Here is a 19,294-nt window from a genome sequence, read left to right as displayed (position 1 = left end):
GCGGCGCGCCCGCTCGACGGAACGGTCGCCTTCCCGTTGCCGGTCAAGCGCCGGCTCGATCTGCGCTCGGACAGCGACCCTGATGCCCGCCGGCACCCGCCGCCTGGCGCTGTGCGTGCTGGCCCTCGCGGCGCTGCGCCTGGCCCTGCCCGACGAGTTGGCGTACCCGTGGTGGCTGCCCAACGTGGTGCTGTTCGCCGTCGCCGCCCTCGACGTCGCCCTGGCGCCCCCACCCCGTCACCTCCAGGTCGGGCGCGACCTCCCCGACCAGGTCGCCCTGGGCGCCACCGCCCGCGCCGCGCTCATCGTGCGCAACCCGTCGGGCCGTCGCGTGCGCCTGGCCGTCGCCGACGAGCTGGCCCCCTCGCTGCGCGCCGACGCCCGACGCTGGGCGGTGACCGTCCCGCCCCGCAGCGAGGCGCGCGTCGACACCCGCATCCGCCCCGGGCGCCGGGGCCGCTTCTCGCCCACCCGGGTCACCCTGCGCACCATCGGGCCCCTCGGGCTGGCGGCGCGCCAGGCCACCGTCGACGCGCCCGGCGAGCTCAAGGTGGTCCCCGCCTTCCCCAGCCGGGCCGACGCCGAGCTGCGCCTCGCTCGGGCCCGCCGCCTCGAGCTGGGCATCCGCACCGTGCGCCTCCCCGGCACCGGCACCGACTTCGACCAGCTGCGCGAGTACACGCCCGACGACGACTTCCGCCGCATCGACTGGGCCGCCACCGCCCGCTCCGGCCAGCCCGTGGTGCGCACCTACCGGGCCGAGCGCAACCAGACGATCATGGTGCTGCTCGACGTCGGCCGGACCACGGCGGGCCGGGTCGCGGATGTCCCCCGCCTCGAGCACCTCCTCGACGCCACCTTCGCCCTGATCACGGTGGCGACGGGCCTGGAGGACAGCGTCGGCGTCGTCGCCTACGACGACCGCGTGCGGGCCTCGTTGCCCCCGTCGCACCGCCCTGACCAGCTGGCCCGGGTCGTGGAGGCCACCTACGAGCTCGAGCCCGCCCTGGTCGAGACCGACCACCGTCGGGCCCTGGCCCACGCCGTCGCCCGGTACCGGCGCCGCAGCACGGTGGTCATCGTCACCGACCTCACCGAGGCCACCGTGACCCAGACCCTGGTCCCGGCCCTGCCCCTGGTGCTCCGCGACGCGTCGGTCGTGGTCGTTGCGGTGGCCGACCCCGAGGTCACCGGCTGGGCCGACGCGCCGGCCGACGACGACGAGGACGCCTACCGGCGCGCCGCGGCCACCTCGGCCCTCGAGGAGCGGGCCCGGCTCGCGGCGCGCCTCCGGGGCCTGGGCGTCACCGTGGTCGACGCCCCGCCCCGGCTCCTGCCCGCCCGCCTGGTCGACACCTACCTCAGCGCCCGCTGACCCACACCGAGCTCGTTCTCGCCACCATGCTGGGCGCCTCGGCCGCTACCAGGGTGGCCGTTTCCGGTTGCCCCTCTACCGAGCTCGTTCTCGCCACCATGCTGGGCGCCTCGGCCGCACCAGGGTGGCCGTTTCGGGTTGCCCTCGCCGATTCGGGTCAGTAGGCGGACTCGGTGGCGCCGCCGGCCAGGGCGGCGGGGACCTCGACGGGACGGGCCGGGCCGGTGGGCGGGGCGAGGGGATCGATCGGCGCCCACGTCGGGCGCAGCTCCTCGAGGGCGCCGGTCCAGCCCTCGGCGACGGCCCGGCGGCCCCGGCCGAGGATCCAGGCCAGGTAGGCGAGCCAGGCCACCACGCCGACGGTGATCTTGAGCGCCGCGGGCAGCGCCGGCGAGCCGGTCACGAACCCCTCGATGAGCCCGGCGGCGAGGAAGGCGAGGGCCGTGCCCAACACGATGGTGACGCTGCGGCGGCCCTCGTCGCCCAGCGCCTCGGGTCGGGACCGGTCCCCGGGCGCGAAGAGGGTCCAGCCCACGCGCAGCCCCGCCGCCCCGGCGACGGTGATGGCGGTGAGCTCCAGGAGCCCGTGGGGCAGGACGTAGACGACGAACACCGACCAGAACTCGTCGCGCTGCAGGAACAGCCCGGCGACCACCCCCAGTGCCGCACCGTTCTCGAAGAGGATCAGCGCCCCGGGGATCACGGCCAGGGCGCCCAGCCCGTAGGCCAGCACCGAGACCTGCAGGTTGTTGGTCGTGACCCGGCTGAAGAAGACCACCGAGGGGTTCTCGGAGTAGTAGTCGACGAAGTCCTCCTCGGCGTAGATGTCCTGGTAGCTCTCGGGGATCACCAGGTCGAGGCGGTCGGGGGCCCGCCAGAACACCAGGGCCAACACGATCCCGGTGCCCCAGAACAGCGCCGTGGCCCACACCAGCTGGCGACGGCACGTCCACACCGCAGCGGGAAAGGTGGAGCCGAGGAAACGTCGGAGGGTCGCCAGGCGGGCGACCCTCGCCCCGTGCACCGCGGCGTGGCTCGCCGCCACCACCGTCGACAGGCGGCGGATCAGGGCCGGGTCCCGGTAGGTGGTCCGGGCCTGGGAGAGGTGCAGGGTGACGTCCTGGTACCGGAGGAGCAGCTCATCGATCTCGGCCCCGCTCAGGTCGCGCCGGCGCCCCGCTCGGCGGGCCAGCTCCGCCGTGCGCTGCCACACCGGGTCGTTGAGGGCGATGAAGCGATCGACGTCCATCCGGGCGGTACCGTACCGGTCGCCCGGCCCTCCGGCCGCGCCCGCTCCCACGTCGAGGACCCCATGGCCCCCTCGGGCTCCCGCATCGTCACACCGGAGGCGGTCGAGCTCGACCTCGATGCCGCCGGGCTGGCCAGCCGCTTCCTGGCCGCCCTGCTCGACCTCCTGGTCATGCTGATCATCCTCTACGCCGTGCTCGGCGTCGGCGGGGTGCTGGCCCAGGTCAGCTCGTCGACCGGGGACGACACCGGCGGCATCCTGGCCGCGGTGATCGTGTTGTTCGGCACCTTCGCGGTGCTGCTGCTGTGGCCCACGGCGTGGGAGGTGGCCACCAAGGGCCGCTCGATCGGGAAGCTGGCGCTGGGCCTGCGGGTGGTCACCATCGAGGGCGCCCCCATCCGCCTGCGCCACGCGCTCGTCCGCGGGCTCACCGGCCTGGTCGAGATCCTCTTCACCCTCGGCGTCGTGGCCGTCGTCGTGGCCCTCGGGAGCCGCCGCTTCCGACGCCTCGGCGATCACCTGGCGGGAACCGTCGTGATCCGCGAGCGCGGCGCCGGCGCGGATCGAGCCACCCCCCGCCGCTTCATCCCCTACCCGGGGTGGGAGGCGTGGTCGGCCCGCCTCGACGCCACCCGGCTGACGGCCGACGACTACCGGCTGGTGCGCACGTTCCTCCTGCGCTCCTCGTCGCTCCCGCTCGAGGTGCGGAGCCGCCTGGGCCTCTTGATCCTGACCCGGGTGCTGCGCCAGGCGGGCATCGATCCGCACGTGGCCGCAACGCTCGGGGCGTGGTCGGTCGAGGCCCCGCTGGTGGCCGTGGCCGCGGCCTACCAACGCCGCTTCGACCCCGTGGCGCCCGTCTGAGGCCCCGCAGGAGCCCGGGGTTCAGTCCCCGTCGGGGATGATGTCGACCAGCTTGCGACCGCGGCGACGCCCGAAGCGGACCCGCCCGGTGGCCGTGGCGAACAGGGTGTCGTCGCCGCCCCGACCGACGTTGTCGCCGGGGTGGAAGCGGGTTCCGCGCTGGCGAACGATGATCGACCCGGACGGCACGAGCGTGCCATCGTAGGCCTTCACACCGAGGCGCTGGCTCTGGGAGTCGCGGCCGTTCCGGGTGGAACCGCCGCCCTTCGTCTTCGACATGTCGGGTCAGCCCTTCTTGATGCCGGTGATCTCCACCGTGGAGTAGTGCTGGCGGTGGCCCCAACGCTTGCGCTGGTTGCTCTTGTTCTTGTACGTGAAGCCGGTGACCTTGGGGCCCTTGGCCTCGCCCACGACCCTGGCCGTGACTGTGGCCTGGTTCAGGGCGTCGGGCGCGGTGACCAGGCTGTCACCGTCGAGCAGGAGCACGGGCACCAGCTCGACCTCGGTGTCGACCGGACCCAGGATCTCGACGTCGAGGCGCTGACCCTCGGTCACGCGGTACTGCTTGCCGCCGGTCTTGATGACTGCATCCATTTGCTCGTCTGCTCGTCTCGGCTCGATCGGTCATCGGTCAACCGGCCCGGGGGCCGACAGGCGAGCGTACTCGGCGGTCGTCGGAGCGCCCAACCCGTCGCGACCCTCCCGACGACTCACTCGCTGGGGATCAGGGCGGGGTCGAACACCACGCCGCGCCCCGCACAGGTGGGACAGCCTTCAGCGAAGGACTCGAGGAGCCCCTCGCCGATGCGCTTGCGGGTCATCTCGACCAGCCCCAGCTCGGAGATGTCGAAGACCTGGGTCCGGGTCTTGTCACGGGCCAAGGCGTCGCGGAAGCAGGTGATGACCGCGTTGCGGTTCTTGGCGACCTCCATGTCGACGAAGTCGATGACGATGATGCCGCCGATGTCGCGCAGCCGGAGCTGGCGGGCGACCTCCTCGGCGGCCTCGAGGTTGTTGGAGTAGACGGTCTGCTCCAGGCTCGACTTGCCCACGTTCTTGCCCGTGTTGACGTCGATGACGGTAAGCGCCTCGGTGTGCTCGATGATGAGCGAGCCGCCCGACGGCAGCCACACCTTGCGGTCAAGTGCCTTGTGGATCTGCTCGTGGATGTGGTGCTTCTCGTACAGCGGCAGGGTCTCGACCGCCGGTTTGTAGAGCTCGACGCGCTCGGCCAGCGCCGGATCGATGCTGCGGACGTAGTCGAGGACCTCTTCGTAGAGGGCCCGATCGTCGATGACGACCTTGCGGTACTCCTTGGTGAACTCCTCGCGGATGGCCCGCACGGCCATGTCCGGCTCGCGGTAGAGCAGCGTGGCGCCCTGGTTCTTCGACTTCTGCGCCAGCTGCTCGATGCGGCGCCAGCGGTCGGCCAGGAGGGCCACGTCGCGCTCGATCTCCTCGGCGGTGACGCCCTCGGCGGCGGTGCGGACGATGAGGCCGTGGCCCTTGGGCCGCACCTTGTCGAGGATGGTCCGCAGCCGCTTGCGCTCGTCGTCGGGCAGCCGCTTGGAGATGCCGTAGGTGGTGCTGTTGGGCACCAGGACCACGAACCGGCCGGGGAGGGAGACCTCCTGGGTGAGGCGGGCGCCCTTGTGGGCGATCGGGTTCTTGGTGACCTGGCAGACGATGGTCTGGCGGGCCTTGAGGATCTCCTCGATCTTTGGCTGCCCCTTGGGGTGGTCGAGGTCCTCGGGGTCATAGCGCGTGTCGCCGCGGTAGAGCACGGCGTTCTTGGGGGTGCCGATGTCGACGAAGGCCGCCTCCATGCCCGGCAGCACGTTCTGCACCTTGCCCAGGTAGATGTTGCCGTGGATCTGGGCCACGTCGTCGGCCGGGCGCGAGACCTGGTGCTCGATGAGGGCGCGCCCCTCGAGCGTGGCGATCTGGGTGGCCTCGGGCGCCACGTGCACGGCCATGAGGTAGCGGCCGACCGCCTTGCCCTTGCGCTCGCGGCCGCGGCGCTGCTCGAGGACATCGTCATCCAGCTCGAGGGGTGCGGTGTCGGTGCTCGCGGTGACCGGTGTGGCCGCCCTGCCGTCACCGCCCCGACCGCCGCCGCGACCGTTGCTGCCTCGATCGCCGCCTCGATCGCCGCCTCCCTGGCCGCGACCCTTGTCGTCGCCCTTGCCCCTGGCGCCACGCTCGGGAGACGTGTCGCCGGAGCCACCCGCGCCCTGGCCCCCACCCTTGCCGCGGCCCCGGCCGCCGCGTCGACGGCGCTTTCGGGGTGCGCCCTCGCCATCACCGGAGGCGGACGCCTCGGCGGCGGCGCTCGACGCATCGGCGTTGGTCGCGTCGGCGGGGGGAGCGGGGCGGGAGTCGCCGATGCGGGGCCGGCGCACGAGGGCGGCTTCGGCCGCCTCAGCCGAGGGCCGGTTCTCACGGTGGCGGTCGGGCAGCTCGGGCCGGGCATCGTCCGCGGACAAGCCCGATACCTCGTCAGGGGGTGCCGCGCCTCCCGAGGAGTCGGAGGGCGTCGGCCGTGGGGGGCTGGCGGGGGCCTGGTCGGCATCGGTCATCGGGGAGGTCCCTTCTCATGACGCACGCGCCTCGGCGTGCGGAGCCGGCGTCAGAGGTTCTGACCGGACGCCGTCGTGCTCTGTGAACTGGTGGGTGCGGCGCACCAGTCCCTCGCTCGCGCCGTCGCCCAGGAGGGTGACGAGCTCGCTCGGGCGCAGCCCGCGGTTCTGGGATCCCAGCTCGGCGATGAGCAGGGAACCCGTCTCGCGGGCTGCGGTGGGCCGGAGGTGGAACAGGTGGGGTCGGACGTCGTCGCTGACGTCCTTGCCCTTGCGTTGGCGGGTCATCACCAGCTCCGTCGCGGCGAGGAGGGCCTCGGTCCGCGTCGAGAGCGTCGGAAGGTCGAGGCCACCGACCTCGATCTCCCAGCGGCTGCTGGTGACGGCGTGTTGCAGTGACGGGGTGCCGGGCGCCACGACCCCGGCGGCGGTGGCGATGAGGCCTCCGGGCAGGGCGGCGGTGAGCCGGGCGGGCAGGGCGGCGGTGTCGACCACGGCCCCCTCGACCAGGTCGACGTCGAGGTACTCGGCGAGCGACTCGTGGCCGGTGGACAGGGCCAGGCCGAAGTGCAGCTTGGGCCGGGGCGAGAAGCCCTGGCTGCGGGCGACGGGGAGCTCGACGCGGCGCAGCGTGCGCTCCCAGATCCGGGCCACGTCGCGGTGGCTGGTGAAGCGGACCTTGCCCCGTTTGGTGAACCGGAGACGGAGCCGCATCAGGCGACCCCGGCGGGCTCGGCCCGTCGGCCCAGGGTGACGGGGACCGCCGGAGACCGCCCGGTGCCCTGGCTGCCGCCCGCGGGGGGCTGGGCGTTGGCCACGACGTGCTCGATGCCGTAGCCGGTGCAGGCCCCGCAGTCGTAGCACGGGGTCCAGCGGCAGTCCTCGAGGCCGACCTCGTTCAGGGCGTCGCGCCAGTCCTGCCAGAGGAAGTCGTGGTGGAGCCCGGCCGAGAGGTGCCCCCAGGCCAGGACCTCGTCCTCGGTGCGGTGCCGGTAGACGAGCTCTTCGACGCTGAGGCCGTTGCGCTCGAGGGCATCGGTCCAGAGCTGCAGGTCGAAGTGCTCGCTCCACTCCTGGAACGTGCCGCCGTGGCGCCAGACGTCTTCGATGACCGGGGCCAGGCGCCGGTCGCCGCGGGCCATGATGCCCTCGACGGTGGTGGCCCGGGGGTCGTGCCACTTGAGCTGCACGCCACCGTCGCGCCGGGTCGCGTCACGGAGCAGTCCCACCTTGCGGGTGAGCTCCTCGCGGGTGTTCTGCCCGAACCACTGGAACGGGGTGAAGGGCTTGGGCACGAAGCCGCCGACCGACACGGTGACCGACGGGTTCTTGTGGTACTTCCGTCCGATCTTGACCACCTCGCGAGCGAGGGTGGCGATGCCGAGCGTGTCCTCGTCGGTCTCGGTCGGCAGCCCGATCATGAAGTAGAGCTTCATGCGCCGCCAACCCTGGGAGTAGGCCGATTGGACCGCACCGTAGAGGTCGTCGTCGCTGATGAGCTTGTTGATGACCTGGCGCATGCGCCAGGTGCCGCCCTCGGGGGCGAAGGTGAGCCCGGTGCGTCGAGCCCGCTGGATCTCGGCCGCGATGCCGACGGTGAAGGCATCGACGCGCAGCGAGGGGAGCGAGACGCTGATGTCGGAGGCCAGTCCCGGGCCCAGCCCGGCGCCGCAGTCGAGGGTCGACCCCGGGCCGACGCCGTCGCGCCCTGGCGATCCGTCGGATGGCGATTCGCTGTCGATTCGCTCGCTGACGACGGGCGGCGGGACGCTCGCCGCTCCGGGAGCATCGCCGTTGACGATGCCGCTGACCACGGTCTCGATGCCCGAGAAGTCAGCCGTCGACAGTGATGTCAGCGCCACCTCGTCGTAGCCCGTGCGGCGCAGGCCGCGCTCGACCATGGTGCGGACCTGGTCGGCCGGGCGCTCGCGCACGGGTCGGGTGATCATCCCGGCCTGGCAGAACCGACAGCCCCGGGTGCAGCCCCGGAAGACCTCGACGTTGAGCCGGTCGTGGACGACCTCGGTGAGGGGCACGAGCTGGTTGCGGGGATACGGCCACTGGGCCAGATCCGCGATGGTGCGCTTCTCGACCACCTCCGGCGCCGCCGGGTGCGTTCGACGGGTGGCGAGCAGGGTGCCGTCGGGGGCGTGTTCGGCTTCGTAGAGGCCCGGGACGTAGACGCCGGTCACCCCGGCCAGGGCCACGAGGGCGTCGCGGCGCGGAACCGTCTCGTCCGCGGCACGAGCCGCCTTCCATGCCGCGAGGACCTCGGTGATCTCGCCCACGACCTCTTCGCCGTCGCCCAGGACCACGAAGTCGAGGAAGGCGGCGATGGGCTCGGGGTTGTAGGTGCAGTGGCCCCCGGCGCCGATGAAGAGGTCGTCCGTGGTGCGTTCGGCGGCAACCACGGGGCACCCGGCCAGGTCGACCATGTCGAGCAGGTTCGTGTAGGTGAGCTCGGCCGAGAGGTTGAAGGCGAAGACGTCGAAGTCCGAGGCCGGGCGGTGCGAGTCGACCGAGAACAGCGGGACGTCGTGGGCCCGCAGCTCGGCCTGGAGATCGGTCCACGGGGCGTAGGTGCGCTCGGCCACCGCGTCGCGACGCTCGTTCAGGATCTCGTACAGGATCTGCAGACCCTGGTTGGGCAGGCCGATCTCATAGGTGTCGGGGTAGCCGAGCAGCCACGCGACCTTGGCGGGGTGGTGCTCGGGGGTCTGGGACCCGTCCTCACCGCCGATGTAGCGCGCCGGCTTCTGGACCCGGGGCAGGATCGGCTCGAGACGGGGCCAGACGGATGACATGATCGGGACAAGCCTACCGAGGTTGTGACATCGGCCCGCGATGCGGCGGAGCGCCCTCACCTCGTGGGACGCTCCGATCCGTGCGCCACCGGATGGAGGGGATCATCGCCGCCTGCGGCTTCGCCTCGGGCCACCGGGTGGTCGTCGGGCACTGGGCCCGCTCCCCCGTCGGCCCCATGTCCGATGTGATGTGGGCCGACCCCGACGGCGCCCGCACGCTGTTCGCGCCGACGCACGCGGTGGCTGCCTTCGTGACCGCGGTGTACGACTTCGACCGCGTCGAGGTCGGCGCCCTGGACGTCTCGGGCGACGAGCGCGGCGTCGAGGTCTCGATCCGCGACGGTGCCCGCACCGTTCACATGGGAGCCGGGCCGGGCTGGCACATCCCCCCGTCCCGCCGCCCCGCAGCACTGACCCGGTGGGTCGAGGCGCCCATCGCCCGCGCCCTGATGGGGGTGCACACCTACGGGGTCACGCCCCGGGGCGTGCGCGAGTGGTACCAGGCCACGACCTGGCGGCCGGTGACCTCCGCCCGGGCCACGCTCGCCGGGCGGGATCTGGGGGTGCGAGCCGCGGTCGACCCTCCTTGCCGCTTCGGCTTCAGCGAGCCCCCGCCCCGACCCTCCATCACCGCCGTGCGCCCCCTGCTGGAGGACCCGAGCGGCCGCCTCGACCGCATCCTCGCCGAGCGGCGCGACTGACTCCGGAGTCGCTGACACGCGGGGTCGCCGGCGGCCCGCCGCACCAGAACGGCCCGCCGGATCAGTCCTGGCGCTCGCCGGTGGCGGGCTCGTACTCCTCCATGGCCTCCTGCACGTCGAACCATCCGCCAACCGGAGCGCGGTAGGGGCTGTCGAGGGCGTTGAGGGCGGCCAGGTCGCCGCCGCTCTCGGCGACGGGCCCGAGCACCCGGCGCACGATCGGCACCGAGGTGTCCGAGCCGAAGCCGCCGAACTCGACGATGGAGGCAATGGCGATGGTGGGCGCTCGCGACGGGGCGAAGGCGACGAACAGCGACGAGTCGTTGCGGCCGAGCGTCTGGGCCGTGCCCGTCTTGCCGGCGACGCCGAAGGACGACTGGTCGAGCGATGCGAAGGCCCGCGCCGCGGTGCCCCGGCCCAGTTCGGCGTCCTTGGTGGCGCCCTCGAAGCCCCGGAGCATCGCCTCTCGCCACTGGGGCTGGATGGGCACCCGACCCAGCTCCTCGGCGGTGAAGGGCGTCACGGTCGTGCGGCTCCCGGGTCGGGTCACCCGGTAGACGAGCTGGGGCAGGTAGACGGTGCCCCCGTTGCCGAACGCGGCGTAGCCGTTGACCAGCTGCAGCGGCGTGACCAGGACGTCGCCCTGGCCGATGATCATGTTGCCGCTGTGGCCGCCGCTCCACCTGCCGTTGTCGCTCCGGGCGGTCGGGTCGCCGTAGACGGCGTCGGCGAGCTCCTGGCGCCAGGCCGGGGTGGGGATCCGCCCCGGCTGCTCCCCCGGCAGCTCGATGCCCGACTCGGTGCCCAGGCCCCACCGCTTCATCTCGACCTGGAGGCCCTCGTCGCCGATGCGTGCCCGGTCGTCCCACGACTCGTTGGCCAGCTTGTAGAAGTAGGTGTCCGACGAGACGGCGATGGCCCGGGCCAGGTCGACCGGGCCGCTGGCCGCGGCGCCGGCGTTCTGCTTGGTGCAGCCAGGTCCGCCGCAGCCGAAGTTGTAGGTGCCGACGTCCTGGTACACGTACTCGGGCGTGATCATCTGGGTGGCCAACCCGGCATACGCGCTGAAGAGCTTGAAGGTCGATCCGGGGGCGTACTGGCCGCTGATGGCCCGGTTGGTGAGTGGGTTGTCGTGCTCGTCGACCCGATCCTCGGCCGCGATGGCGTCGTAGTCGCGCCCCGAGATCCCTCCGGTGAAGATGTCGGGGTCAAAGGTCGGGTACGACGCCATGGCCAGCACCTGGCCGTCGCGCGGGTCGACGGCGACGGCGGCGCCGGCGTCGGGGTCGCAGGTCGGGGTCGTGGAACAGCCGCTCGACGACAGGCCCCGGCGGCGTTCGATCTCAGCCGCGAGGGCCTTCTCGACCATGAACTGCAGGTTGATGTCGATGGTCAGGTGGACGTCGTTGCCGGCGCGGGGCAGCCGGCGGCGCTCGGTGAGCTCGCGCACCGGGCGGTTCCGGGCATCCACCTGGTACACCGTGCGCCCCGGGGTGCCGCGCAGATGGCGTTCGAGGCCCCGCTCGATGCCGGTCTTGCCGACCTGGTCATCCTTCGCGTAGGGCTTCTCGTCGTTCTGGAGCTCGTCGAGGTCAGCCTCGGTGACCGACCCGACGTAGCCGAGCACGTGGGCCAGCAGCGCGCCGTAGACGTAGCGGCGCACCGTCACCCGCTCGGCGGTGACCGTCGGGAACTGTTCGCTGTTCTCGCGGAGGAAGACCTCGAGCTGTTCGCTCACGTCGGTCGCCACCGGGATGGGCTCGAACTTGCTGTAGCGCGGGTCGTCGAGCCGGTCGCGCAGGGTGGCGACGGTGACATCCGCGGGACGCTCGGCGGTGACCGCCGCCTCCCCGGCCGGGTTCTGGGCGCCCGTGGCCACGCCCGCCGAGGCCCTTGCGGGCGGGGCGGTGGTGGGAGGCGCGGTGCCCTCGCCGGCCGCGTCGGGAGGCGCGGTGCCCTCGCCGGCCGCGACGGGAGGGGCGCCGGGGTCGTTCTCGGCCCGCTCACCGTCGAAGCGCAGCGTCTGATCCGCGTTGAGCTCACGGGCCAGGCCGCGCAGCAGCTCGGACTGGGCGGGGGTGTCGAGGTCGATGAACTCCTGGTAGTCGACGGTGACCCGGATCGTCCGACGGTTCTCGACCACCGGGTTGCCGTTGCGGTCGAGGATGCGCCCCCGCGGCGCCTCGGTGATGACCTCTTGGGTCCGATCGGAGCTCGACGACAGCGCGTAGTCCTCGGTGGTGAGCACCTGGAGGTACCACAGCCGGGTGAAGAGAGCGGCGAAGAGCGAGACGGCGACGATGCCGAGGACGTGGTGCCGGGTCCTGGTGTTGGTCGTGCTCATCGTGACCTCTCTCCACCCCGGCCGACGCGGCGCGCGCCTGCGCCCCGCAGGCCGAGGGCGCGGTCGAGGGTCACGACGCCCACGTCAGCGGAAGCGCCGCATGTGGACGTTGAGCACCAGGCCCATGCCGATGAAGGCCATGATGGTCGATGAGCCCCCGTAGCTCATGAACGGCAGCGGGATGCCGGTGATCGGCATGATGCCCATGGTCATCCCCACGTTCTGGAAGATCTGGAACACGAACAGCGCCAGCACGCCCATGCAGATCATGGTGCCGGCGTCGTCGCGAGCGAGCTTCGCGGTGCGCCAGATCCGCCACACGATCACCGAGTAGAGGCCGAGCAGGGTCGCGGCCCCGGTCAGCCCGAGCTCCTCGCCCACGGCGGTGAAGATGAAGTCGGTGTGCTGCTCGGGCACGTTGCCGAGGCGGGTCTGGGGCCCGTTGAAGAGGCCCTTGCCGGTGACCCCGCCCGAGCCGATGGCGATCTTCGACTGCTCGAGGTTCCAGGCCGCATCCCGGGCCTCCTCCTGGCTGCGGGGTCGCTCCTGGCTGGTGAAGACCGTGAGGCGCTCGCGCTGGTAGCCCTCCAACATGCCGCTGTTGAGCACGAGGGTGGCGAAGAGAACTGCGCCGAGGCCCATCAGCACGAGGTAGCGCCCCCGGACCCCGGCCGCCACGAGCAGCGAGAAGGTGATGGCCACCGACACCAGGGCGGTGCCGAGGTCGGGCTGCAACAGCACCAAGACGATGGGCAGGGCCCCGACCCCGAGGAGCACTCCGAGTCGACGCAGGTCGATGTCGCCGTGGAACTGGGTGGCCACGTACGTGAAGCCCAAGATGAGCGCGACCTTGGCGAACTCCGACGGCTGCAGCTGGAACTGGCCGAGCTGGAACCAGCCCTGGGTGCCCGAGCGGCTCTGACCGACGAGCAGCACGGCCAGCAGCAGGAACGCGGTGCCGCCGTACACGATCGGCGCCCGGTCGAGGATCTTGTGGTAGTCGACGACGGCCACCACCCCGGCGGCGAGGAGGCCGAGGACCATGAAGAGGCCCTGGCGGGTGACCCACTCCGCGTTGAACGGCTCCTCCGGGCCGCGGGTGGCGCTGTAGACCATCAGCGCGCCGAGGCTCGACACCGTGAGCAAGCAGGCGACCATGACCCCGTCGATGTGGTGCCAGATGGCCGACGGGTCGTGGCGGAGCGAGGTGAGAGGTCGGCGTCGAGAGACCGGGACGGTGGCCATCAGTCCGCGACCTCCACGACCTCGGGGGTGAACTCCGCCATGGCGACCTCCACGTCGAACCAGCCGCCCAGGGGCGCCGGCGGGAACGCACTGCCCGTGCCGTCGGGGCCCGCGATGGTGCATCCGCCGGCGGCGAAGGGCTCAAGCACGCGACGGACCAGGGGCACGGCCGCGGAGCTGCCGAAGCCGGCCTGCTCGACCACTGCTGAGACCGCGATGGTGGGCGCGTGGGTGGGGGCGAAGGCGACGAAGAGCGACGTGTCGTTCTGGTCAGTGGCTTGAGAGGTGCCGGTCTTGCCCGCCACCGGGCAGGCCGACTGGTCGAACCCGGTGAAGGTGGTCGCCGCGGTGCCACCGGTGCCGGGCTTGGTGACCCCGTCGAAGCCCGCGATCAAGGGGTCGCGCCACTCCGCGGGGAGGGGCACCTCGCTGATCACCTCGGGCGCGAAGGCATCGACCATCGAGGCGCTGGCCGGCTTGGTCACCTGCAGCACGAGCTGCGGGAGGTACACGGTGCCACCGTTGGCGACAGCGGCGTAGCCGTTGGCCAGCTGGAGCGGCGTGGCCAGCACGTCACCCTGACCGATGACCGTGTTGGCGCTGATGCCGCCGTTCCACGTGCCCGCCTCCTCGGCCAGATCAGGGTTCTCGGCGTTGATCTCCTCGGAGAACTCGCGCAGCCAGGTCGGCGTCGGGACGCGCCCCGGGGCCTCGCCCCGCAGGTCGATGCCACTCGTCTGACCCAGGCCCCACAGCTCCATCTGCTCCTGCAGGGCGGCATCGCCGATGGCATCGCGCCGGAGCCACGCCTCGTTGCCCAGCTTGTAGAAGTACGTGTCGGACGAGACCGTCAGCGCCCGGGACAGGTCGACCGGCCCGTGCTCCTTGCGCCCGGCGTTGCGCTTGTAGCAGTTGCTCACCTCTACCGAGGTGTCGCAGTCCTCGCGGAAGCGGTAGATGCCGGTGTCGTCGTAGATGTCGGAGGGCTCGATCTGATCGGCGGCCAGACCGGCGTACGCGCTGAAGAGCTTGAAGGTCGAGCCCGGGGGGTACTGGCCGGCGATGGCCCGGTTGCTGAGCGGGTCGTGGTGCGCCTCGACCTCCTCGGGATCGCTGATCGCCTCGTAGTCGCGGGTGGTGATGCCGCCGACGAAGAGGTTCGGGTCATAGGTGGGGTACGAGGCCATGGCCAGCACCTCTCCACCGTCGGGGTCAAGGGCCACCACCCCGGCACCGGGCGGGTCGCACTCCTCGTACCAGCACCCGTCGTCGATGACGCCCCGGCGCCGCTCGATCTCGGCGGCCAGGCCCTTCTCCACCAGGTACTGCAGGTTGATGTCGACGGTGAGGTAGACGTCGTTGCCGGCGCGGGGCTCGCGGCGCTGGTCGGTGATCTCGCGCACCGGCCGGTTGCGGGCGTCGACCTCATAGACGACGCGACCCGGGGTCCCGCGGAGCTCGGGCTCGAGGCCCCGCTCGATGCCGGTCTTGCCGATCTGGTCGTCGTTCTCGTACGGCTTGGACGGGTTCTGGAACTCGTCCAGCTCCGTGTCGGTGATCGATCCGACGTAGCCGAGCACGTGGGCCAGCAGGGCGCCGTAGTGGTAGTCGCGCACCGTCACCCGTTCGGCGGTGACGGTGGGGAACAGCTCGGGCCGCTCGCGCAGGTACACCTCGAGCTGCTCGCTCACGTCGGTCGCGACGGGGACGGGTTTGAACTTCTCGAAGCGGGGATCCTCGAGTCGCTCGCGCAGGGTGTCCTCGGTGATCGCCTCGGGCGCCTCGCGGCGCATCGGGCCCTGGCCGTCGGGGTTGCGAGCCCCGGTGGCCACGCCGGCGGGGGTCGGCCGCACCGCGGCGTCCTCGTCGTCACCGGTGGCGCCGGCCGCCTCGTCGTCGACCGCCCCACCGTCGTCACCCTCTTCGTCGACGGCACCCTCCGGGGCGACGGCGCCGGGGTCGTTCTCGACGCGGGTGCCCTCATGGCGGAGGAGCTGGTCCTCGGTGAGCTCGCGGGCGAGGCGCCGCAGCACCTCGCCCTGCGAGGCCTCGTCGAGGGCGGTGAAGTCCTGGTAGCTGATCGTGATCTGGATCGTGCGCCGGTTCTCGACCAGGGGCGTGCCGTTGCGGTCGAGGATCCGGCCGCGCGGTGCGTCGGAGATGACCTCGCGGGTGCGGTTGTTCCGCGCCGCCAGCTCGTAGTCGTCGGTGGTCAGCACCTGGAGGTACCACAGGCGGGTGAAGAGCGCGGCGAAGAGCGACAGGGCCACGATGCCGAGCACGTGGTGGCGGGCGCGAGGGTTGGTGGTGCTCATGGTGACGGAAGGGGCATCAACGGAAGACAGATCGGTCGCGACTGCGGGCGCGGCTGTCGCGGCCGAAGGCCCACCTCAAAGCCCACCGCATGGGCTTTTGGAGCAGGGCACTGACCGCGGCGATGACGCCGACGATAGCGGGCAGGGACCCCGCGTCGACGGTCACCCCGACGACCACGGCCAGCCCCGCGTAGAGCAGCGTGCCGAGGATCGAGGCGCTGGCGACCAGCACCAGGGTGATGACCCAGGATGAGCGCAGGACGAGCTCCTTGGCCGACCCGACGCCGTACCCGACGAGGGCGAGGGTGAGCGCCGAGAGCCCGGCGGGGGTGTCGAGGAACAGGTCGAAGGCGAGCCCGGCGGCGAAGCCGGCGACGGCCCCCCGCTCGGGATCGGACTCGAGGCCGGCCACGATGGCGAAGAGCAGGATGATGTTGCCGCGGGCCCCGAGGACCTCGATCTGGGAGACCAGGCTGACCTGCAGGATCAGGGTGACGAAGGCGACCACCGCGACGCGGAGGGGGACCACCGGCTACCCACAGTCCTGGTCACAGAGCAGCACCGCGACGAACCGGAGCGCGTCGAGGTCGGCCGACGGCTCGATGACCAGGGTCTGCTCGGTCTGGTCGGTGGTGCGACCGACCGAGAGCACCGACCCCACCGGGATGTTGCCCGGGTAGTCGCTGATCTCATAGCCGCTGGTGACGACCTCGTCGCCCCGCTCGACCTGCGTGTCGGCCTCGATGCCGTCCTCCACCCGGAGCGCACCGTCGGTGCCGCCGGTGGCCACGCCGACGTCGCCCCCCTCGACCAGGCGGACGCCGAGCCCGGTGAAGTCGGGGTCGGTGATGACCACGATGCGGCTGCGACCCCCCGACACCCGGGTGACCCGGCCGACCAGGCCGGCGTCGGTGATGACGGCCATGCCGCGGCCGATGCCGTCGCCCGAGCCCTTGTTGATCTCGACGGTCGAGTCGAAGTCGGTCAGCGGCGCGGAGACGACCTCGGCGGTGACCCGGGGGATGTCCGCGCTGACGGGCAGGTCGGCCATCCGGCGCAGCTCATCGTTCTCCTCGGCCGCCGCCGCGTCCTCGATCTCCTGCCCCTTCAGCTCGTCGATCTCACGCCGGAGCTCGTCGTTCTCGTCCTCGAGGTCGTCGTAGCCGAAGATGCCGCTCCAACCGTTGCGGAACGGGGTGGCGACGGTGTCGCCGACGGCCCGGAACGGTGAGAACACCGTGCCTGCGGCGCTTCGGATCCCCTGCACCGGGCCCGTGTCGCGGTAGTCGAGGGTGAGGAGGGTGAGCGACGCCAGGATCAGCAGGATCAACGTGAAGCGCGAGCGTCCGAAACGCCGGGACTTGGGCACCGGGCCTGGGTCGGGTCAGGTCTGCGGGCTGGAGGAGAACAGCACGCCCTTGAGGGCTTCGAACTCCTCGAGCGACTGGCCGGATCCGATGGCGACGCAGTGCAGAGGGTTGTCGGCAATGACGATGGGCATGCCCGTCTCGTGCTCGAGCCGGTGGGCCAGGCCGTGGAGCAGCGCGCCACCCCCGGCGAGGACGATGCCCTGCTCCATGATGTCGGCGGCCAGCTCGGGTGGGGTCTTGTCGAGCGTGACCTTCACCGCATCGCAGACCGCGGCCACGGGCTCTTCGACCGCCTCGCGGATCTCCTCGGTGGAGGTGACGATGGTCTTGGGCAGGCCGGTGACCAGGTCGCGACCGCGGATCTCGGCGTGCAGCTCCTCCTCCAGTGGCCAGGCCGAGCCGAGGGCCATCTTGACCTCCTCGGCGGTGCGCTCACCGAGGGCGAGGCTGTACTCCTTCTTGATGAACTGGATGATGGCGTCGTCGAGCTCGTCGCCGCCGACGCGCACGGACTGGCTGGCGACGATGCCGCCGAGGGAGATGACCGCCACCTCGGTGGTGCCGCCGCCGATGTCGACGATCATGTTCCCGGTGGGTTCCTGGACCGGCAGCCCGGCGCCGATGGCGGCGGCCATGGGCTCCTCGATGATGTAGGCCGGCTTGCGGGCCCCGGCGTACTCCGCGGCTTCCTGCACGGCGCGCTGCTCGACGCCGGTGATGCCCGAGGGCACGCAGATGACCATGCGGGGCTTGGAGAAGCGCCGCTGGTGCACACGGTGGATGAAGAAGCGGAGCATCTTCTCGCAGATCTCGAAGTCCGCGATCACGCCGTCCTTCAGGGGGCGGATGGCCTCGATGTGGGCCGGGGTGCGCCCGATCATGCGCTTGGCCTCGGTGCCGACGGCCAGCACCCTGCCGTCCTTGACCGACACGGCCACCACCGACGGCTCGTTCAACACGATGCCTCGGCCTCGCACGTACACCAGCGTGTTGGCGGTGCCGAGGTCGACGGCCATGTCGCGACCCATGAAGGAGGTGATGGGATTGTCGGACACGAGACCTCCATGGCGTGCAACCGGGTGGCGCGACCCGGGAAGTGTAGACCCGGCCACCGGACCGCAACAATCGCCTCCCTACCGCAGATGACCCGCCGGAGGGTGGATGGTGGGCCCACCTGCGATCGGCTCCGGCGGCGGCGCGGCACCGAGTCGGGCCCGCCGGTCACGTCGGCAGGGCCTCGGGTTCGAACGGCCCGTTCGGCTCGGTGCCGTCGTTCTCGACACCGCAGGGTGAGTGCTTGACGAAGACCGAGGCACGTCCGTTGGCGTCGAGAACCGCCTCGAGGTGGATCTTCCGGTCCCGGTCGAGGACGTAGAGGATCCGGCTCTCTGAGGCGGTGCTCTTGTAGAGGTGGAGTTCGGCGCCGAGGCCCCGATAGTGGGAGACGAGGGCGTCGATCACCGAGGTCTGCGAAGCTCCCTTCATGATCGCCGAGCGCTCGGCGATCCAGCGGTCTCCGTCGTCGACCTCGGGGCACCTGTCTTCGTCGACGTTGCGCCTGACGCCGTAGCCGAAGAGTGAGATGTCGTCGGGGTCGACCTCGACGGCGGTGCCGATCTCACTGATCTCGTCGGTGACGGTGTCCTCGCCGGGGTTGGTGGCGTCGGAGGGTGAGCATGCGGACATGGCAAGGACTCCTATGAGGACGAGGACGGGGAGGAGACGGCGCCGGGTCATGGTCGGCTGATGGCGTCGGCCACCTCGGGGTCGAGGTAGCCAGTGTCGACGGGATCGTCGCCCTCGTAGAGGGAGTCGGTGACGTACAGGCTGAGGTCGGTGTGGGTCTGCTCGAAGAGGCGGTGGATCAGCCACATGCGGTCGTCGTAGTCGGTCCAGGCGCCGACACCGGTGCCGTTCAACGTGGCATCGGGGTTGCGGTCGACCTCGTACTGGAAGGACCCGTCGGCGCCGTAGCCGGTCATGAACTCGGGGCCGTCGCACCGCTCGGAGAACCAGGTCTCGGTCGAGGTGTGGAACCCCTGGTCGCCCCAGCCCGAGATCGGATCCAGGTTCACCACGTCGGAGCCGTCGCCGGGACCTCCGAACGTCGTCGTTTCCCCGGAGATGTCGTCGTCGGTCAGCGTGGAGGGGTCGAGGCCGAGGACCGATCCGGGGACGACCAGGTTCGATTCGCTGACCCCGAAGTCGGGGAGGTCGTCGTTGACCTCGACCCGGTGGCGGCCCATGCGGATGTCGACGTAGCGGCTGGCGAAGCCGTCGGGGACCCCGGACATCACCTCGTTCAGGTAGGGCTGGGCGCCGGCCTGCTCGTGGGTGGCCACCAGGGTGTTGGCCTGGAACATGAGCTCCTGGCGGCGTACCGGGTCGTCCTCGCCCACGGCGGCCACGTAGGCCTGGAAGCCCCGGCGGATCTCGGCGTCGCCGTCG

The 19,294-nt window shown here is 71.7% G+C and carries 17 protein-coding genes; 3 read left to right on the top strand and 14 right to left on the bottom strand.

Annotated features, from left to right (window positions below; all coding sequences use genetic code 11):
- Positions 1 to 82 precede the first annotated feature (82 nt).
- Positions 83 to 1,375 (top strand): DUF58 domain-containing protein, encoded by a 1,293-nt coding sequence (locus VNL12_RS07100; RefSeq protein ID WP_325592955.1) that lies wholly within the window; start codon positions 83 to 85, stop codon positions 1,373 to 1,375.
- Positions 1,376 to 1,532: 157 nt separating this feature from the next.
- Here the strand turns inward: VNL12_RS07100 and VNL12_RS07095 are convergent, their stop codons facing one another.
- On the bottom strand, positions 1,533 to 2,624 hold the full coding sequence (locus tag VNL12_RS07095; protein ID WP_325592953.1) for a stage II sporulation protein M: 1,092 nt from the start codon (positions 2,622 to 2,624) through the stop codon (positions 1,533 to 1,535).
- Positions 2,625 to 2,687: 63 nt separating this feature from the next.
- Between VNL12_RS07095 and VNL12_RS07090 the strand changes: the two genes are divergently transcribed.
- Positions 2,688 to 3,488, top strand: coding sequence for an RDD family protein (locus VNL12_RS07090; protein ID WP_325592951.1), 801 nt, complete (start codon positions 2,688 to 2,690; stop codon positions 3,486 to 3,488).
- Positions 3,489 to 3,509: 21 nt separating this feature from the next.
- Here the strand turns inward: VNL12_RS07090 and rpmA are convergent, their stop codons facing one another.
- From rpmA to VNL12_RS07065, 5 genes are all read right to left on the bottom strand, one after another.
- Positions 3,510 to 3,767, bottom strand: a complete 258-nt coding sequence (rpmA, locus tag VNL12_RS07085; protein ID WP_325592949.1) for a 50S ribosomal protein L27 — start codon at positions 3,765 to 3,767, stop codon at positions 3,510 to 3,512.
- A 6-nt stretch (positions 3,768 to 3,773) separates the two neighbouring features.
- Complete coding sequence (gene rplU / locus VNL12_RS07080; RefSeq protein ID WP_325592947.1) at positions 3,774 to 4,082, bottom strand: 50S ribosomal protein L21; 309 nt, start codon at positions 4,080 to 4,082, stop codon at positions 3,774 to 3,776.
- Positions 4,083 to 4,198: 116 nt separating this feature from the next.
- Positions 4,199 to 5,974: an Rne/Rng family ribonuclease gene (locus VNL12_RS07075; protein WP_325592945.1), complete on the bottom strand. Its 1,776-nt coding sequence runs from the start codon at positions 5,972 to 5,974 to the stop codon at positions 4,199 to 4,201.
- Between the two features lie 108 nt (positions 5,975 to 6,082).
- Positions 6,083 to 6,781 carry a TIGR03936 family radical SAM-associated protein gene (locus VNL12_RS07070; RefSeq protein ID WP_325592944.1) on the bottom strand — a complete coding sequence of 233 codons (699 nt, stop codon included), beginning with the start codon at positions 6,779 to 6,781 and terminating at the stop codon, positions 6,083 to 6,085.
- Positions 6,781 to 8,871, bottom strand: a complete 2,091-nt coding sequence (locus VNL12_RS07065) for a B12-binding domain-containing radical SAM protein (protein WP_325592943.1) — start codon at positions 8,869 to 8,871, stop codon at positions 6,781 to 6,783. Before VNL12_RS07065 ends, VNL12_RS07070 begins: the two co-directional genes overlap by 1 nt.
- 80 nt (positions 8,872 to 8,951) lie before the next feature.
- On the opposite strand from VNL12_RS07065, the gene VNL12_RS07060 reads away from it, so the two are divergent.
- The gene (locus VNL12_RS07060) at positions 8,952 to 9,572 is read left to right on the top strand and encodes a hypothetical protein (RefSeq protein ID WP_325592942.1); all 621 of its coding nucleotides are present in this window, start codon (positions 8,952 to 8,954) and stop codon (positions 9,570 to 9,572) included.
- A 61-nt stretch (positions 9,573 to 9,633) separates the two neighbouring features.
- Here the strand turns inward: VNL12_RS07060 and VNL12_RS07055 are convergent, their stop codons facing one another.
- From VNL12_RS07055 to VNL12_RS07020, 8 genes are all read right to left on the bottom strand, one after another.
- Complete coding sequence (locus VNL12_RS07055) at positions 9,634 to 11,916, bottom strand: penicillin-binding transpeptidase domain-containing protein (RefSeq protein WP_325592940.1); 2,283 nt, start codon at positions 11,914 to 11,916, stop codon at positions 9,634 to 9,636.
- An 84-nt stretch (positions 11,917 to 12,000) separates the two neighbouring features.
- Positions 12,001 to 13,161, bottom strand: coding sequence for a rod shape-determining protein RodA (gene rodA, locus VNL12_RS07050; RefSeq protein ID WP_325592938.1), 1,161 nt, complete (start codon positions 13,159 to 13,161; stop codon positions 12,001 to 12,003).
- Positions 13,161 to 15,476 carry a penicillin-binding transpeptidase domain-containing protein gene (locus tag VNL12_RS07045; RefSeq protein WP_325592936.1) on the bottom strand — a complete coding sequence of 772 codons (2,316 nt, stop codon included), beginning with the start codon at positions 15,474 to 15,476 and terminating at the stop codon, positions 13,161 to 13,163. The genes rodA and VNL12_RS07045 overlap by 1 nt, the downstream gene beginning before the upstream one ends.
- 16 nt (positions 15,477 to 15,492) lie before the next feature.
- Positions 15,493 to 16,005: a rod shape-determining protein MreD gene (gene mreD / locus VNL12_RS07040; RefSeq protein ID WP_325592934.1), complete on the bottom strand. Its 513-nt coding sequence runs from the start codon at positions 16,003 to 16,005 to the stop codon at positions 15,493 to 15,495.
- A gap of 3 nt (positions 16,006 to 16,008) precedes the next feature.
- Positions 16,009 to 16,845, bottom strand: coding sequence for a rod shape-determining protein MreC (mreC, locus tag VNL12_RS07035; RefSeq protein ID WP_325592932.1), 837 nt, complete (start codon positions 16,843 to 16,845; stop codon positions 16,009 to 16,011).
- Positions 16,846 to 16,860: 15 nt separating this feature from the next.
- Positions 16,861 to 17,862, bottom strand: a complete 1,002-nt coding sequence (locus tag VNL12_RS07030) for a rod shape-determining protein (protein ID WP_414654859.1) — start codon at positions 17,860 to 17,862, stop codon at positions 16,861 to 16,863.
- 205 nt (positions 17,863 to 18,067) lie between these two features.
- Positions 18,068 to 18,532, bottom strand: a complete 465-nt coding sequence (locus tag VNL12_RS07025; protein WP_325592930.1) for a hypothetical protein — start codon at positions 18,530 to 18,532, stop codon at positions 18,068 to 18,070.
- Positions 18,533 to 18,579: 47 nt separating this feature from the next.
- The coding region (locus tag VNL12_RS07020) for a hypothetical protein (protein ID WP_325592928.1) at positions 18,580 to 19,294 on the bottom strand (715 nt) is incomplete at its 5' end.

This window comes from Iamia sp. (assembly GCF_035575815.1).
In the GTDB taxonomy this organism is placed as follows: Bacteria; Actinomycetota; Acidimicrobiia; order Acidimicrobiales; family Iamiaceae; genus Iamia.
The sequence above is the reverse complement of the archived record's forward strand: the minus strand, read 5'-3'. Positions and strand labels throughout refer to the sequence as shown.